Raw genomic sequence first — 16,753 nt, 5'->3', positions numbered from 1 at the left:
ACTATATTTATATAAATTGCAATTTATATTGCAGATAAAAATAAACAGATATACAATATAATTAAAATAACTTTTTAAACTTAATTTTTTCAATATCACTTCAAATTTAATCTTAAAAATAACTTCTTAGATTGTCACCACTTAAACTTATTGTCGTTATCACAGAATTTTTCTTTTTATTTTATCTTTATAACTACGCACTGAAAAAATTCTTTGATATATATTAAGCATATTTAATTCAAAATAGTATGCAAAATAAAAATACCAAGGGGGTTGTGTTGTATTGGAGTTATTAACAAAAATTGTAGAATCTGTAAATGGTGTTTTGTGGGATAAGAATATTTTGCTATTCTTGCTTGTAGGAACAGGTGTATGGTACACATTCCAATTAAAATTCATTCAAATTAGAGGTTTTGGAGAAGGTTTTAGAAGAACTTTTGGTGGATTATTTAAAAAAGGTGAAAAAGCTGATAAAGATGGAATGTCTCAATTTCAATCATTAGCAACTGCAATAGCCGCTCAAGTAGGTACTGGTAACTTAGCAGGTGCCGCTACTGCAATAGCTGTTGGAGGTCCTGGTGCAATATTTTGGATGTGGGTTAGTGCATTTTTCGGTATGGCAACAATTTACGCTGAAGCAACAATGGCTCAAAAATATAAAAAAATAGGTGAAGACGGCACAGTAACAGGTGGACCAGTTTACTACATAGAAGCAGCATTCAAAGGCAAATTCGGTAAAGTCCTGGCTAGTTTTTTTGCTATATTTATTATATTAGCCTTAGGCTTTATGGGAAATGCAGTTCAATCTAATTCTATAGCAGATGCTTTTAAGACAGCATTTGGGATAAATCCGCTTATTATAGGTATTGTACTAGCTTTAATATCAATAGCAGTATTCTCTGGTGGAATAAGTAGAATAGCAAAGGTTACAGAAACAATAGTTCCAATTATGGCATTATTTTATATTATAGGAGCTTTAATTGTCATATTAGTTAATTTTAAAAATATTCCTTTAGCATTTGAAGAGATATTTGTAGGAGCTTTTGCACCTCAATCAATAGCAGGTGGTGTTATAGGAGCTACTATTCAAAAAGCTATGAGTAAAGGTGTAGCACGTGGATTATTCTCTAACGAAGCTGGTATGGGATCTACTCCTCATGCTCATGCAGTTGCAAAAGTTGACTATCCTTCAGAACAAGGATTTGTTGCTATGATGGGAGTATTTATAGATACTTTTGTTATATTAAACCTAACCGCTTTAGTTATAATTACAACACGTTCTGTTACTCCAGATGCTTCTCTTATAGGAACTGCTCTTACTCAAGCAGGATTTTCATCAGTGTTTGGTAAGTTTGGAGATATATTTATAGCTATTTGTATGTTCTTCTTCGCATTCTCTACTATAATCGGATGGTACTTCTTCGGAGAAGCTAATATCAAATATCTATTTGGTACAAAAGCAGTTAAAATTTATGGATTACTTGTAGCTGTTTGTGTATTACTTGGTACATTAGGTGAAGTATCAATAGTGTGGACAATGTCTGATATGTTCAATGGATTAATGGTTATTCCTAACTTAATTGGTTTATTAGCTCTTACTGGAGTTGTTAAGTCTGTTCATAGCGATTATATCCGTATAAATGGTGGAATTAGTAGTAAAAATAAAAAGAAAAAACCTACCGCATAGGTTTATATAATAAAAAGCACTCTATTTAAAGAGTGCTTTTTTTAATTCATTAACAAATATATACAAACTACCATAATATATAAGGACAACATATACGGGAGGTATATTATGAAATATTTTATTAGAGTAGAAAAAATGTAAGGTTATTTGTTAATGGTCATTCTATGGGTGGTGCAATATGCTCACGATACATGGCTAAATTTAATGGTTACGGAGTATCGAAACTCTGCTTGCTTAGTGCTGCCGTTCCTAGATGGACCAAATCTATTAGTTGGCCATATGGATATACTATAGATCAAGTAAACAGTATTATAGATGATTTTAAAAATGATAGACCTCAGGCAATAAGAACTACATCTGAATCATTTTTCTATAAATTTACTAGTCAAGGAATATTAGACTGTTTTTTTGACATTTGTTTAGAAGCTGCTGGGTGGTCTAGTATAAATTCACTGTATGCACTTAGAGATGAAGAACTATTTAATGATTTATCTAAGATAAAAGTACCTACTCTAATATTGCATGGTGTACATGACACCGTGTGTCCATATTCTTTTGCTGAATATATGAGGGATACCATAGAAAATTCTACTCTAGTTTCTTTGACCGATGGAGGTCATGGAGCTTTTTATGAATGCAAAGATGATATAAATAAATCTCTTGAAGCTTTTTTAAATATTGATTAATTTTAAATATAGACTGACTAATATTCCAATAAGAATAATTTATACTCACATGGAAATCATAATCATATACTAAATTTTAAAAGGAGAATAAGATTATGGTTTTTCCAACTTCATTTCCAAAGCAACATCAAGATTGTCAACCTGGGTTTGAGTATAAAATGGCACCAAGTCCTATATATGACAGTCCCTTATATAATAAACCAAACGATAGGTTAAAAGATAAAGTAGCTATTATTAGTGGTGGAGATAGCGGAATAGGAAGAGCTGTTTCTATTGCTTTTGCAAAATCAGGATGTGACATAAGTATAATATACTATAACGAAGATGATGATGCTATGTTCACAAAGAAAAAGGTTGAAGATGAGGGTCGAAAATGCCTTTTAATTAAAGGTGACATACAAGAAAGCAAGTTTTGTAAAGAAGCTGTAGATGCTACTTTAAAAGAATATAAAAAAATAAATATATTAATAAATAATTCAGCAGTACAATACACACAACAAAACTTAACTGACATAGATGATGAGCAATTTGATAAAACTTTTAAAACTAATGTCTATGGAGCATTTTATCTAACAAAAGCTGTACTGCCTCATTTACAATGTGGTGATAGTGTAATAAATACAACATCTGTAGTTGCATATCATGGACATGAAACACTATTAGACTACTCTATGACTAAAGGAGCATTAACAACATTCACTAGATCTTTATCTATGCAACTAGCAACAAAAGGAATACGAGTTAATGCAGTAGCTCCAGGACCTATATGGACTCCATTGATACCTTCAAGTTTTTCTGAACAAGAGGTTGCAAAATTCGGTAGTAATAACCCAATGAAAAGAGCTGGTCAACCACTAGAGTGTTCTGGTGCTTATGTATTTTTAGCCAGTGAAGAGGCATCTTTTATAACTGGTCAAACTATACATGTAAACGGTGGAGAAATAGTAAATGGATAGTTATAATAATTTTTAAATATAAAAAACACTCAATCTATAAATTATAGATTAAGTGTTTTTTATATTTAAAATTAAATTATTTTTTGCATCTCCGTACATTGCTTTTGTATTTCTTTATTATCTAAAAATTCATCAAGAATAGTTTTTCTATCTATTATTCTATTTGCAAGAGTTTATGTCATCTCTTGTTGATGATAGTTAAATATTAATACTCTGAGCATTTTCATACCTTTTTGTATATTAATCCATATATACTACTATATTTCCAATAAAAAATAAGTGCTATAGTCAGGTTATTATAGCACTTATTTTTTAGAATAAATTCTATATTTTATTTTAAATCTATTTATAGATATAATTCACATTGTATTAAAACGTTAAACGCATATCATACCATACTGCATCACCATGTGTTGATTCAGATATACCTTCATTTTTAAATCCAAATTTTTCATAATAATGAAGTAATTTATCTTTACATGTAAGCACTAATCCTTTACGACCTTGATTTTTAGCATCTGAAATAACCTTACTAATTATTTTTTCTGCACAACCTTGTCTACGATACTCTGGTATAGTATTTACACCAAAAATCATTTGCCACTGACCATTTTCATTGTGTAGGCTAGCATCCTCAAACATCTCATCTCGTAGAATTGATTCATCTGTAACCATACCATTTACAAATCCAATAACTTTATTATTATCTTCTAAAAGCCAAAAATGACTAGGATATACACTTAATCTTTTTCTGAAATCATTTTCTGAAGCTGCTTCTGCTTCAGGAAAGCATCTTGATTCAACCTCAGTGATTACTTGTAAATCTTCTATAGTTGCATTTCTTATATTCACTATTGTTGCCCCCTTTTATTTTTTATACCTAATTCTAAATTTTTATTTATAATCTAAACAATAATTTAGAATTAGTTTAACAACTAAATAATAATTCGTCAACGCATATTTTATTTAATCAATAATTCAGTATATTGATTCATAATTTTATAAAATTTATATAATGTACAATTAAATTACTTCTTTGCATCTCCATACATTTCTTTTAATTGCTTTTGTATTTCTTTATTATCTAAATACTCATCAAGAGTAGTTTTTCTACACATTATTCCCTTAGAAGTTATAAATTCTAAGTGTAATATGTAAGAAATAAAGACCAGCAAAATTTGCTGGTCTTGTTTCACAGTACATAAATAATATAGATTAGACAAATCTTAATTATTTAATTACCTATATAACCTTATGAGTATTTAATCGCTCCTAGCTACATACTAAGAAGCTTTTCCTCTATATATTCCTTAAATGGTTTTCCTGCTATTGTTACTGGCCCTTCCCCAAATAAATCTACTGTAATATTAAAGAAATTGATTATTAATTTATTTTCATCAATATAATATTCATCCATATGTCCTGGAATAAATATTACCTCATATTCTTCCTTACTTAATTTATCTTCCATATCATCTAAGTTAAGCTGCTTTACTGGTGCTATCATCATATTTGTAAATTCCAAATCTTCAAGCATCCACATATGTTTGTTCCAGTATCTACTTTCCTTTTTTGTTGGTTTATTCAGAAGCTCTCTGTTTGAAATTGCAGAAAGTACCTTTCTTACAGATTCCTTTGTAAATTCTTCATCATATAGATATTTCATATCCGGTTGGTCCGATAGTCCTATAAAAAATGAATCTGCTATCTTTTCCTTTTGATGTACTGAATCCCAAATATAAAGCATCATTTCTAAAATTTCACGTTTAATTACAATTTTAGCCAAGTTAAATCCCCCTTTTTTATTTAAATATTTTTTATCTGCGAACTACTCTCCACTTAAATTAATCTTCAGTTTCTGTTCCCAGTAGCCCCCCTAATTAGCTTGTGAATAGAAACAACTCTGATTGAATATTTTACAGTTTTGAAAGTTCTACCATATTACCAGTATATCACAAAATCAGGAATATTACCTATTTCTATAATTTTTTAACCAATATTATACTATAATTTTACACTAATTCTAAAAAAATACCTCCTATATTTAAAAAAGTAGAACATAGACGTTCTTCACTTTATATATTTACTTTTGCACCCTTTGTACGGTTACATTTCCAACAAAGCGTTTGTAAGTTTTCTTCTGTAGACATACCTCCTTTTGAAATCGGAATTATATGGTCGATTTCTAGCAATAGATTTTTTTCATCATTTGTAGATAACCCACATTTTTGACAAGTAAAATTATCTCTTTGTTTTATTTTTTCTCTTAACTTTGAAGTCATTAATGCTCTTTGCCCTGCAGCACTTTTTTTAAACTTAACAAGTTGCGAAAGATATTCTACAAAATCATTCAAGTTATTTATGTCTAATTCGATATCACAACGAGTTGATTTATTTCCACCAGGACTTACATATCTAAATGTATATGTAGGAAAATATAATGTACTGAAATCAACTTCTTTAAAGCCTAGCTTTAACATGAACTTCTTCATGCTAAACGTTCTAATAAGGTATGGAATATCATTTTTCATAGATGCTTTTATTTTTTCAAGTTCATTATTTAGTAATAATTTTCCTTCCTCTGCAGCAGAAAAATTATTTAATACATTTTCAAAACTCTCTAATGATTCTTCATTTGCCTTTATATTAAAATACTTACATAAATACTTAAAAGGTTGTTGCTCTGCATTTTTACATACAGTTGCAGAACATTCATGAATATATTCTGATTTATTTGCTTTTACTTGCTCTGTTCTTTTAAAATTATATCTGCTTGTATCATTTAATTCTGCACTTCCATAATTTACTTTTTTAACATCTGAATAAGTTTCTTTAAGTTCTTCAATATGATCATTTAAAGCATTGCAATTTAAAATGTAATCATTTAAATCTTTCTTTAACTTGTTGAAATTTTCCCCTTTGTAATATGCATACTCATATATTTTCCAACCTATAAATAGCATTATAATTATAACTAAAAACATTGTTCCTACCTCTTTCTTTAATTTTATTGTACGTTTTATACTATATAATCTTACTCGTAATCAATTTTATCATCATATACAAATCCGGTACCTTTATCTTCTACTATGCAACTCTCTTTATCAAGAGTTCCATATGTAAATATATGAGTAGAACCTGCAAATTGAAGTCCTGTTTCTCCATCTATATTTAACGTTACCCAATTATATTCACTATCTTTTACAACTTCATTATAAAATTGAATTAGATTATCCTTGTTTATTTCTATACCACCAGACATAACTTCTGCGTATGTACCTATCCTTTCTGTCTTTGAACCATTCATAACTGGTTTTTCCATTACTGTTCCAAATGGATTTTTATTTTCATCAATTTTTTCTTCTGATTCCATCTCTTCTAATACACCTACTTCATTATCTAAGGTATCTATATTTTCACTTTCATATGATTGTTGTTGCCCTTCATTAGATTTATTACTCATACCGATGTATAATTCAGTTGTATTAATTAAACTAGCAAAAATGGCTAATGAGATTAATGAGTAGAAAGAACTTAAGATAATCTTACTTATATTTTTATTTATAATTGCTTTCCTTAAGCTATTAATGCTTAAAATTATTAAAGTTATTGGAAAAAATACAATTCCTATCAATGCTCTTTTGGATTTACTTAAGCTTTTGAAATCTTCAACCAATTTATTCATCTAAATCTCCTTTATAAACTAAATTAGATTATTTATATAATCATATACTTCTTTGAGTTCATTTTCTTTTCCTACTATACAGTTAGGATATTGTTTTATATCTGCTATATTTGATATTTTGAACTCATTTGGTGTTGGTAGTCCAGATGAACAAATTAACATATAATCAGCATATTGTATCATACCAGATACTGATGATAGTCTTATAACCATCTGCCCCATTGCTCTTCCAACAAATAAACCTTTCATTGCACTCTTCCCATCATTCCTTAATATAGTTATTTTAGTATTTTCTACTATTACACTTGTTCCAGATTTTAAGTTAAATTCTTTCATATAAATTTTCCTCCTTTATACCTACAATGCAATTAATTCCTATAATATTATATATCATATACTTTGTCGATTTTTGCAAAAACAAGTCTGTATATATAAAAAAAGCTAAAAAAAATAGATTAAATCTAATTTCTTAGCTTTTTTATAACTCTTAATAAATTCGATATTTTATTGAGAAACTCCCTATTATAAATTATCCCCTTATACTATAGATTAGGCTTTAATAGTATAATATACCTTGAATTCTCCATAATCCAGGAGCAAAATATGAACATTCAAAAAACAACAGTGGCATTTCTAATTATCTTATTAATGACAATCATTATTGGTTTTGTAATAGTAATTGTTATTGATAAATCCTTTTTGTATGGAAGCACTATAGCAAAACCTTATATAACTACTTTTTCATCAGGTGAAATATTAAGTTTTTGTAGTGTATTGATAATATTTGTAGGTACACTTTCATTAGGTTATGTCTCCATATCTCAAAATAATAAGGCTAATAAAACAAATGACCCACTTTTGAAGTTAGAAAAAAGTAAGCGTAATCCTATAATTTACTTTTTATATATTAATGATGAAAATAAAATTCCTATAGATATATATTTTAACAAAAATAATGAAGTAACAATACGAACTTATTAAAAAAATAAAAGTGATGACCTTGTAAATAAATGTACGTTAAATAATGCTGAATTGTACTCTTATGGTAATAAGTTTATACTTAGCAGAGATAAATTTGATACAACAATAGAAGATAGAATTATACTTACTCAAGATAAATTACATTATCACTTTAATTGTATTTATGACCCGTGTGAAGATGATATAAATAAAAATAATTCACTTATTGAAAAATGTTGCCCTGCTTCAAAAAAGTAAATGGGATTGATGTTCCAATTACTGAATATATATATCCTAGAAATGGAATTTACTATCACAAATAGTATTTGGATAGAAAAAAGAAAAATTATGGTGTTTATTCAGATATAACCCTTATACGGAAGACTATTCCAATAAATTTTTAATGTATAACAGAACCATTAAATTCTTAACGCGTGATAAAGACATTTAATAAAATCACACTATTCAGTATATAAAGAATAGATAGTATTATTTAAAAGAATCTCTATTCCTATAAATTATTCATTTTATTTATAAATGCTTAAGCTACACATGCCTAGCGATGCATTCTTCCCATAATATCTCTATATTATAGTTTCTCATTAACACCTCTTCAATATTTTTCATAAGTGCTTCTTTCTCTTCATCTGTCTTATAGCCACATTGATCTTTCTCATCACTTATGATAGCCTGTGCAATCCCTAGTAAATCCATTTTTTCTACCTCATCTAAAGGGTATACTTTTTCTTCAGGAAGAAGGTATATTAAAGTATTTTCTTCTTTTTGTATAAGCATATCCTTATCATAATAAAATTCTTCTATATTAGCTATATCACTTAAATCCCCAATATTTATAATATTATTATTACTAGATAGTTTTGATAATATCTCTTTATTTTTAGTATTTATAACTACCCTTACCTCTCTTTGATATTCAAAGCTACTATCTTTTAAGAATAACTCCCCAGGATATAATTCTTTTAGAGAATAAAATCCTTTGCTCTTATCAATATACTCAACAGGATTTATTAATATTTCTTCTCTTTTTAACCCAAGTTCTATAAGATAATTGATAAGTCTTTCAAAGAATTTATTTGGATTATTAATCATTACTAAAACAGGTTGCTTATGCATAGGTAACTCCTTAGCTACTTCCTTAGTAGTATTGTCTGAAAAATCTTTGAAGTATTGCTGTATCACAGTTGTTTGATATTTATTTTGCCCATATTTATCTCCTTTTACATCTGAAAAATCCTTAACATCAAGACCAAAAAAACAATAACTTGGTAATTCTAAAATATCTTTACTCCTTAGATATGTAATATTGTCGATAGTTTCTCCACATATATTTTCCCTAATATCTTTTAGTTGCGCTAACATTGGTATATCCTCTTTATGAACACTTGCACAAACACCTTCTAGCAAGTCCCCTCTACCTTTGCCTTCTTCTTTTTCTAACTCAATCCAATATCCTGGTGTATTAAATTTCATATTGCCTTTTTCACAAAACGACTCTGCATATTGTCTTTCTGTACATCTAAATAAATTAATAATATTGGGTTGCTTCATAATTTTCTCCCCTCTTTATTTGTTTATAGTATAATTATACATTATCTTGCAAATTATTTTCTATATATACAAACTAATAATTTCTTGCAACAAATTAAAATGGTTGAATATAAAAAAACTAACGGGAATTTTCCCATTAGTACATTTCTAAACTAAAAGCTTACTGATAATATTTCACTCTAGCTTCACCTTTAATATTCTTATAGGTTGTTTATTTCTTATTGCGTTCTTAATTGCATAATAAAAGAAGGTATCAAAACCTTCTTCATAAACTAAAAATTTATTAATCAAATTCACTTTCATCTGCAATACCAGAATAAATAATGGAATGATATATTTCTCCATTATATTCATATGCAGTATACGGATACCATTGACCGTTATTTTTCATTGTTTCTTTTTGAACAATACAAAACTGATCCATAGCTTCTTCTTTATTATATTCATTAACTGGAAAGGTATAGTAATCATACATTTGTTCCCACCCCATTCGTTTTGCACTAATTACATGACATTTTCCCATAGTATTCACTCCCTCCAAATTCTAATTTATAGTTATGTTATTTTACTTAACTATATTCTACTATAATAATGCCAATGATTTAATATCTTTATTTGTACTATTAAATAAAATCATACTTTTATTATAATTTAATTTGATTAGAAATAGCTCTAAATATCTCTTTATCTATAATATATTTATCACAGGTTCTATCTTCATGAATCTCAACTACATAACCGTTACTAGATATAAAAATATTATAAGACTTTGCATTGAAAACTACTATATTCTCTTTTAAATTTTCTGATATAAATTTTAAAATCATATCATATAGAAGACGAATTTTCATAATTTCTAATAGTTTCTTTACTTGCACATTTAATAGCTAATTCTAATAAAAATTTTTTTAATAGAGTCTTCTAGTAGCATTTTTAATACTCCTTTATACTTTATTATTTTCTAAATTTTATCTAACACATAACATAGAAAATAATAAAAAACACTCATTTCTATGTTATATATCATTTTTCAAAGTTAACATATAACTTTGAACCTTATATAACATAGATTGAGTGTTTCATTTTAAAGTCTATCTATTTATAGCAATTATTTCTTTGCATCTCCGTACATTTCTTTTAATTGCTTTTGTATTTCTTTATTGTCTAAATACTCATCTAAAGTAGTTTTTCTATCCATTATTCCGTTAGGAGTTATCTCTATTATTCTATTTGCAAGAGTTTGTATCATCTCTTGGTCATGAGAGTTAAATACTAATACTCCTGAGAACTTCTCTAAACCTTTATTTACAGAAGTTATACTCTCTAAGTCTAAGTGGTTAGTTGGATCATCTAATACTAAAACGTTAGCGTTTGATAACATTAACTTAGATAACATACATCTAACTTTTTCTCCTCCAGATAAAACTTGAGCTTCTTTTAAAGCTTCTTCTCCAGAGAATAACATTCTACCTAAGAATCCTCTTATGAAACTTTCACTCTTTTCTTCAGAGTATTGTCTTAACCAGTCAACTAATGAGTATTCTACACCATCAAAGTATTTATTGTGGTTTTTAGGAAGGTAACTTTGAGAAGTTGTTACTCCCCATTTGAAATCTCCACTATCAGCTGTATCTTCACCCATTATTATGTTGAATAATGTAGTTATAGCTATCTCATCTCCTAAGAATGCTACTTTATCTTCTCTATCTAATCTGAAAGATACGTTGTCTAATACTTTAACTCCATCTACAGTCTTAGTTAAGTTGTTTACTTCTAAAACTTCGTTTCCTATTTCTCTTTCAGGAGTAAATCCTACATAAGGATATCTTCTTCTTGATGGTTGTATATCTTCTACTTCTAATTTATCTAATTGTTTCTTTCTAGAAGTTGCTTGCTTAGCTTTAGAAGCATTTGAACTGAATCTTGCGATGAACTCTTTTAATTGAGCTATTTTTTCTTCAGCTTTTTTATTTTGATCTTTAGCTAATTGTAATGCTAATTGGCTTGACTCATACCAGAAGTCATAGTTACCAACATACATTTGTATTTTACCAAAGTCAACGTCAACTATGTTTGTACATATTTGGTTTAAGAAGTGTCTATCATGTGATACAACTATAACTATAGAATCTTCTAAATCCATTATAAAGTTATTTAACCAGTTTATTGATTGGAAGTCTAAGTGGTTTGTAGGTTCGTCCATTATTAGTATTTCTGGCTTACCAAATAAAGCTTGAGCTAATAATACCTTAACTTTATCTCCACCTGTTAATTCCTTCATTTGCTTGTAATGAACATCTTTAGTTATACCAAGACCCATTAATAATTTTTCTGCATTAGTTTCTGCATCCCATCCATCAAGTTCAGCAAACTCACCTTCAAGTTCAGCAGCTTTTATACCATCTTCTTCTGAGAAGTCTGCCTTCATGTATAATTCATCTTTTTCTTTCATTATTTCGTATAGTCTAGCATGTCCCATTATAACAACATCTAAAACTGTGTTTTCTTCGTATTTGAAGTGGTCCTGTCTAAGAACTGACATTCTTTCTTTTTCAGTTATAGATACATTTCCAGTATTTGCTTCTATATCACCAGCTAATATTTTAAGGAAAGTTGATTTTCCTGCACCATTAGCTCCTATTATCCCGTAACAATTTCCTTTAGTGAATTTTAAGTTAACATCTTTGAATAACTCTTTATCACCAAATCTAAGTCCTACATTAGTAACTTGTAACATTCGCATATTTCCTTTCTACTACTAAAATTTATAAAATTTTACAACTCTTCTAATGATATAACAAAATTGTAACTTAGTCAACTCTATAGAATCAATAAGTTTATTCTGTATAAGTTGAAATTACACAAAAAATATAGAAAGCTATCTATTTAAGATCCCTTTCTATGTTTTATATCTATTTAGCAAAGTTACAAGCAGGATATGTACATATATCGCAGCTCATGCAAAGACCTCCATGCCCATATCTTGCTATATCTTCTTTTGTTAATTTCTCATCTATTAAAATTCTCGGTAATACAACATCTAAAACAGTAGTTTTCGCATACATAGCGCACCCTGGTATACCAAGAATCGCTGTGTCTTTTTTATAACTTAATAAAAACATAGCCCCAGGAAGTATCGGTGAACCATATGTTACAATCTCAGCTCCAGACATTTTTATAGCTGCTGGAGTTAAGTCATCTGGATCTACACTCATTCCCCCTGTGCAAAGTATAATATCTGCACCCTGGTTTAAAAAGTTATCTATTGCATCTTTAATCATTTCCGTGTTATCTGGACAAACTATCTGTCCTAATACTTCGCATCCATAAGAATCCATTTTATCTTTCATTATAGGTCCAAATTTATCTACAATTCTCTTATAATAAACTTCATTACCTGTAGTTACTATTCCTACTTTCTTATTCTTAAATGGAACAACTTTTATTAATTTATCGTCGCCTACAACAAGTTTAGCTTTATCTAACTTCTCTTGTTCTACCATTAAAGGTATAACTCTTGTTCCTGCAACCTTAAGCCCTTTGTGTACTTTGTAATTATTGTGTAAAGTTGACATCATTATATCATCAATACAGTTTAGCTTAAACAGTCTTTCAATATCTATTTTCAAAAGACCATCAACTGTAGATATAAAGTCTATTTTTCCTTCTTTGATTTCACTGAATTCTAAATTTTCGCCTGCAGTTAAATCTTTTAAGAATATAGCTCCATCATTTTCATGCACCATGCCTTCAACATTTTCAAATACATATAGATGATCTTTCCCCAATGATAAAAGTTTTTCTATATCTTCTTCTTTTACTATATGTCCTTTTTTAAATGCTCTTCCCTTAAATTCACCTGGTATTATTTGTGTTATATCATGACATAACACATGTCCTATGGCATCAACTGTTTTTATTTGTTTCATATACCCTCCCCTAGTTGCCTTTTAAGTTTTTTAAGTTTTCATAATCTAATTTTGTATCCACATCTAAAAGTGTGTATTTACTTACATTTACATACTTTATTTTATCATATTCATTAATAACTTTTTTACCTTTTTCATCATTTTTTAAACTTAATAAATTATTCTTTAAACATGTGGGAAATATAACTGGGTTCCCAGTTTTATTATCATATCTTGGTATAACTATATATTCTTTTTTTCTTTCAAATTCATTAATAAGTTCTTTTAGATCATCATTGTTTATTAATGGCTGATCTCCCACAAAAAACATATATCCATCGTATTTACCACTATTTCTTATCCCTAACTTTATAGATTCACTTTGACCTATCTGCGCATTATCATTTAATACAAATTTAAATTGATATTTGTTTGCAATTTTTAAAACTTCTTCATACTGACTGACCACTATAACTTCTTTAAAGTCACATTTTTTTAAAGCTTCAAATGTATTTTCTATTATTGTCTTTCCATTGAAATCCATTAATAATTTATTTTCTCCCATTCGTCTTGAAAATCCAGAGGCCATTACTATAGCACTAATCATATTAACCTTCCTTATAGAAGTTTTTGATTAAACTTCCATATATTATTTTTATACTTTCATCTTCTTTCTTTATCATACTAATAAGCTTATCAGCTAATTTTTCCCTTTTTTCATTATCTACTTTATTTATAAATAATATTTTTTCTCCAATTGAATTTTTAAATAATCCATTTCTATTTAGAACTATGTTTTTAAGATTCTCTAAAGTAATTCTGCTTTCTACTTCTCCACAAATTTTTAAAAATTCATCTAATCTATGTATATATTTATTACTTATATACATATCGTATGCAGTTATATCTAAAACGCCAATATTTTTAGTTGTTTTAGGATGAACTAAAGGCTCATCATATCTCCATCCCTTTAACTTTTTTCTTTTGGATCCATCACCTTCAATCAAACTTATATCAAACTTATTTATAAATTCATCTAGTTTTTCATAGTTTAATCCAACTACTTTATTTTCTTCATTTATATATTTACCACAAAGAGTAATACCTTTATCCAAGATAAAGGTATTACTCTTATCAGTTAGTATAATATTGTTATAGTCACTTGATTTTGGAATATATATTTTTGTTGTCGTAGTTAGTAAAACACTATGTTCACTAGAGAGTTGTTTACTTAGATAAGTTATCAAAGATGTTTTGCCTCCAGCTCCAACAACTGTTATAACGTCATTTACCTTTATCTCTAGTAATTGTTCTAGCATACTTACCTCCAAATTTATATATTATCTACTGCATTTTTTAATCTTTCTAAAGCTTCTTTAACAGTAGATATCGGGCACCCTATATTCATTCTCATAAATCCACTGCCACCTTTTCCAAAAGCTGTTCCAGTACTTAGTGCTAATTTAGCTTTTTCAAGGAAAAATCTTTCTAATTCTTCATCCGATAATCCCAATTCTCTACAGTCTAACCAAGTTAAAAATGTTCCTTCTTGCTTTATTACTTTAATTTTAGGTACATTTTCATTTACAAATTTTAATACATAATTGTAGTTACTTTCTATATATTCAAGCAACTCTTCAAGCCATGTTTCTCCTTTGTTATATGCTGCAATTAAAGCCTCCGCACCTAAAACATTAGGAGTTGTGCTGAATAGTTCTTTATATCTGCTTCTTAATTTTTCATCAGTTATAATAGCATTTGAAACATACAACCCAGCTAAGTTAAACGTTTTACTAGGAGCTGTTAAAGTTACTATATTATCTTTATAATAAGGTGCTACTGTTGTCAATGAAGTATGTTTGTATCCTTTAAATACTAGATCTGAATGTATTTCATCACTTATTATAAAAACTTTATAACTTTCACATATTTCTACTATTCTTTCTAGTTCTTCTTTAGTCCATACTCTTCCGATTGGATTATGAGGATTGCATAATATAAGAACTTTAACGCCTGTAGATATTTTATTTTCAAACTCATCAAAATCTATTTCATATCTATTGTTTTTTATAAATAATTCACTTTGAACTACATCACATTTATTTTCATTTAACACTCTAAAAAATGAATGGTAAACAGGAGATTGAACTAATACCTTATCATTTTCTTTTATTAAAATTTTCAGTAAGAAGTTTATAGCAGTTACTACTCCTGGAGTATATACTACATCTTCCACATTTATATCTACATTATGTCTATTTCTCATCCATTTTACAACAGATTCATAATAACCATTAACTGTATCATATCCTAAATTTCCTGTAGATAGTTTATTTTGTAATGCTTTAGTTATTTCATCACAATTTTTAAAATCCATATCTGCAATCCACATAGGAATTATGTCATCTTCATTTGTATTGAAATTTTCTTTGTATTTATCATATTTAACAGCGTTTGTTCCAAGTCTATTTACTCCCTCATTAAAACTATCTCTATACATACTCATCCCTCCCTGAATTTTATTTTACATATTTTAAATTTTATATTAATCCTATAAGTTTTTCAAGTTTCATAAGAGTTTATATCTTATTTTATACTTAATTTAAAGCATTTTTTCTCTTTGAAAATTTATAGATTAAATAAATGTATAGTATATCAAAGAATTGAATTAAAGCTATTATAAATAATTCAGTAGTTATTGATGGTAACATATTAGTAAATTTTAAAATAGCAATAGTCAATGTTCCCATCCATTTAAATATAGCTATATAGATAGACTGTCCTGAAGTATTGCCTCTATTCAAAAGCATACTTACAAACAATATAGACATGATTAAGTTTTGTATATTTGCAATAAACCCTGATGTCTGAGTTATATCATTATTAAATAATATTGAGAAATCATTCACAGATAAAATCATAAATAATATCGAACAAGCTAAAATAAGTACAGTAAAAATATATAGTGATTTTTTACTTATAATACCTATATATTTCCTAGATTTATATCCATATTTGAAAAAAGTATATAATATTATTAAATCAAGTAAAAACCAAGTTAAAAATATTATTTTGGCAAAAACTAAATCTCCTGGAGGATATATAAAGCTAAAAGTAAACTCCCAAGCTAAATTAAGACTTAGTGCAAATAAAGGCATTCCATAAGTTTTATCTTTAAAACTTTTATGTATTATCAAAATATAAGCTATACTCCAAAATACTCCACACAAAACTTGTAAACATAATTCAAATTTCAAATTTTCACCCCTATATTAAATCTATTAAATAAATTTGTATATATA

At 27.8% G+C, this 16,753-nt stretch carries 18 protein-coding genes; 4 read left to right on the top strand and 14 right to left on the bottom strand.

Features of this window, described 5'->3' with window-relative positions; translation table 11 throughout:
* Positions 1-283: 283 nt before the first annotated feature.
* The 3 genes from VN21_RS16980 (at position 284) to VN21_RS16970 (ending at position 3,329) form a co-directional block, all read left to right on the top strand.
* Positions 284-1,687 (top strand): alanine/glycine:cation symporter family protein, encoded by a 1,404-nt coding sequence (locus tag VN21_RS16980; protein ID WP_046824308.1) that lies wholly within the window; start codon positions 284-286, stop codon positions 1,685-1,687.
* A 191-nt stretch (positions 1,688-1,878) separates the two neighbouring features.
* Positions 1,879-2,373, top strand: coding sequence for an alpha/beta fold hydrolase (locus VN21_RS16975; RefSeq protein WP_052952135.1), 495 nt, complete (start codon positions 1,879-1,881; stop codon positions 2,371-2,373).
* 95 nt (positions 2,374-2,468) lie between these two features.
* Positions 2,469-3,329 carry an SDR family oxidoreductase gene (locus VN21_RS16970; protein WP_046824307.1) on the top strand — a complete coding sequence of 287 codons (861 nt, stop codon included), beginning with the start codon at positions 2,469-2,471 and terminating at the stop codon, positions 3,327-3,329.
* 369 nt (positions 3,330-3,698) lie between these two features.
* Here the strand turns inward: VN21_RS16970 and VN21_RS16965 are convergent, their stop codons facing one another.
* The 5 genes from VN21_RS16965 to VN21_RS16945 form a co-directional block, all read right to left on the bottom strand.
* Positions 3,699-4,181: a GNAT family N-acetyltransferase gene (locus VN21_RS16965; RefSeq protein ID WP_046824306.1), complete on the bottom strand. Its 483-nt coding sequence runs from the start codon at positions 4,179-4,181 to the stop codon at positions 3,699-3,701.
* 424 nt (positions 4,182-4,605) lie between these two features.
* Positions 4,606-5,115: a TDE2712 family protein gene (locus tag VN21_RS16960; protein WP_052952134.1), complete on the bottom strand. Its 510-nt coding sequence runs from the start codon at positions 5,113-5,115 to the stop codon at positions 4,606-4,608.
* 289 nt (positions 5,116-5,404) lie between these two features.
* On the bottom strand, positions 5,405-6,313 hold the full coding sequence (locus VN21_RS18040; RefSeq protein WP_052952133.1) for an HNH endonuclease: 909 nt from the start codon (positions 6,311-6,313) through the stop codon (positions 5,405-5,407).
* A 50-nt stretch (positions 6,314-6,363) separates the two neighbouring features.
* Positions 6,364-7,014: a hypothetical protein gene (locus VN21_RS16950; RefSeq protein ID WP_046824305.1), complete on the bottom strand. Its 651-nt coding sequence runs from the start codon at positions 7,012-7,014 to the stop codon at positions 6,364-6,366.
* An 18-nt stretch (positions 7,015-7,032) separates the two neighbouring features.
* The gene (locus VN21_RS16945; protein WP_046824304.1) at positions 7,033-7,350 is read right to left on the bottom strand and encodes a hypothetical protein; all 318 of its coding nucleotides are present in this window, start codon (positions 7,348-7,350) and stop codon (positions 7,033-7,035) included.
* Between the two features lie 267 nt (positions 7,351-7,617).
* On the opposite strand from VN21_RS16945, the gene VN21_RS16940 reads away from it, so the two are divergent.
* Positions 7,618-7,995, top strand: coding sequence for a hypothetical protein (locus VN21_RS16940; protein WP_046824303.1), 378 nt, complete (start codon positions 7,618-7,620; stop codon positions 7,993-7,995).
* Between the two features lie 525 nt (positions 7,996-8,520).
* Here VN21_RS16940 and VN21_RS16935 read toward each other — a convergent pair.
* From VN21_RS16935 to VN21_RS16895, 9 genes are all read right to left on the bottom strand, one after another.
* On the bottom strand, positions 8,521-9,543 hold the full coding sequence (locus VN21_RS16935) for a hypothetical protein (protein ID WP_046824302.1): 1,023 nt from the start codon (positions 9,541-9,543) through the stop codon (positions 8,521-8,523).
* Between the two features lie 283 nt (positions 9,544-9,826).
* Positions 9,827-10,066 (bottom strand): hypothetical protein, encoded by a 240-nt coding sequence (locus VN21_RS16930; RefSeq protein ID WP_046824301.1) that lies wholly within the window; start codon positions 10,064-10,066, stop codon positions 9,827-9,829.
* Between the two features lie 121 nt (positions 10,067-10,187).
* On the bottom strand, positions 10,188-10,394 hold the full coding sequence (locus VN21_RS16925) for a hypothetical protein (protein WP_046824300.1): 207 nt from the start codon (positions 10,392-10,394) through the stop codon (positions 10,188-10,190).
* 257 nt (positions 10,395-10,651) lie between these two features.
* Positions 10,652-12,280 (bottom strand): ABC-F family ATP-binding cassette domain-containing protein, encoded by a 1,629-nt coding sequence (locus VN21_RS16920; protein WP_046824299.1) that lies wholly within the window; start codon positions 12,278-12,280, stop codon positions 10,652-10,654.
* Between the two features lie 175 nt (positions 12,281-12,455).
* Positions 12,456-13,472, bottom strand: coding sequence for a molybdopterin-binding protein (locus tag VN21_RS16915; protein WP_046824298.1), 1,017 nt, complete (start codon positions 13,470-13,472; stop codon positions 12,456-12,458).
* Between the two features lie 10 nt (positions 13,473-13,482).
* Positions 13,483-14,058 (bottom strand): molybdenum cofactor cytidylyltransferase, encoded by a 576-nt coding sequence (mocA, locus tag VN21_RS16910; protein WP_046824297.1) that lies wholly within the window; start codon positions 14,056-14,058, stop codon positions 13,483-13,485.
* Position 14,059: 1 nt separating this feature from the next.
* Complete coding sequence (yqeC, locus tag VN21_RS16905; RefSeq protein ID WP_046824296.1) at positions 14,060-14,770, bottom strand: selenium cofactor biosynthesis protein YqeC; 711 nt, start codon at positions 14,768-14,770, stop codon at positions 14,060-14,062.
* 14 nt (positions 14,771-14,784) lie between these two features.
* Positions 14,785-15,951 (bottom strand): MalY/PatB family protein, encoded by a 1,167-nt coding sequence (locus VN21_RS16900; protein ID WP_046824295.1) that lies wholly within the window; start codon positions 15,949-15,951, stop codon positions 14,785-14,787.
* A gap of 97 nt (positions 15,952-16,048) precedes the next feature.
* Complete coding sequence (locus tag VN21_RS16895) at positions 16,049-16,708, bottom strand: transmembrane-type terpene cyclase (RefSeq protein ID WP_046824294.1); 660 nt, start codon at positions 16,706-16,708, stop codon at positions 16,049-16,051.
* Between the last annotated feature and the right edge of the window lie 45 nt (positions 16,709-16,753).

It is taken from the genome of Paraclostridium benzoelyticum, from assembly GCF_001006285.1.
GTDB classification, from domain to species: Bacteria; Bacillota; Clostridia; order Peptostreptococcales; family Peptostreptococcaceae; genus Paraclostridium; species Paraclostridium benzoelyticum.
Note: the sequence above shows the minus strand (reverse complement) of the source record. Positions and strands in the feature narration are given on the sequence as shown.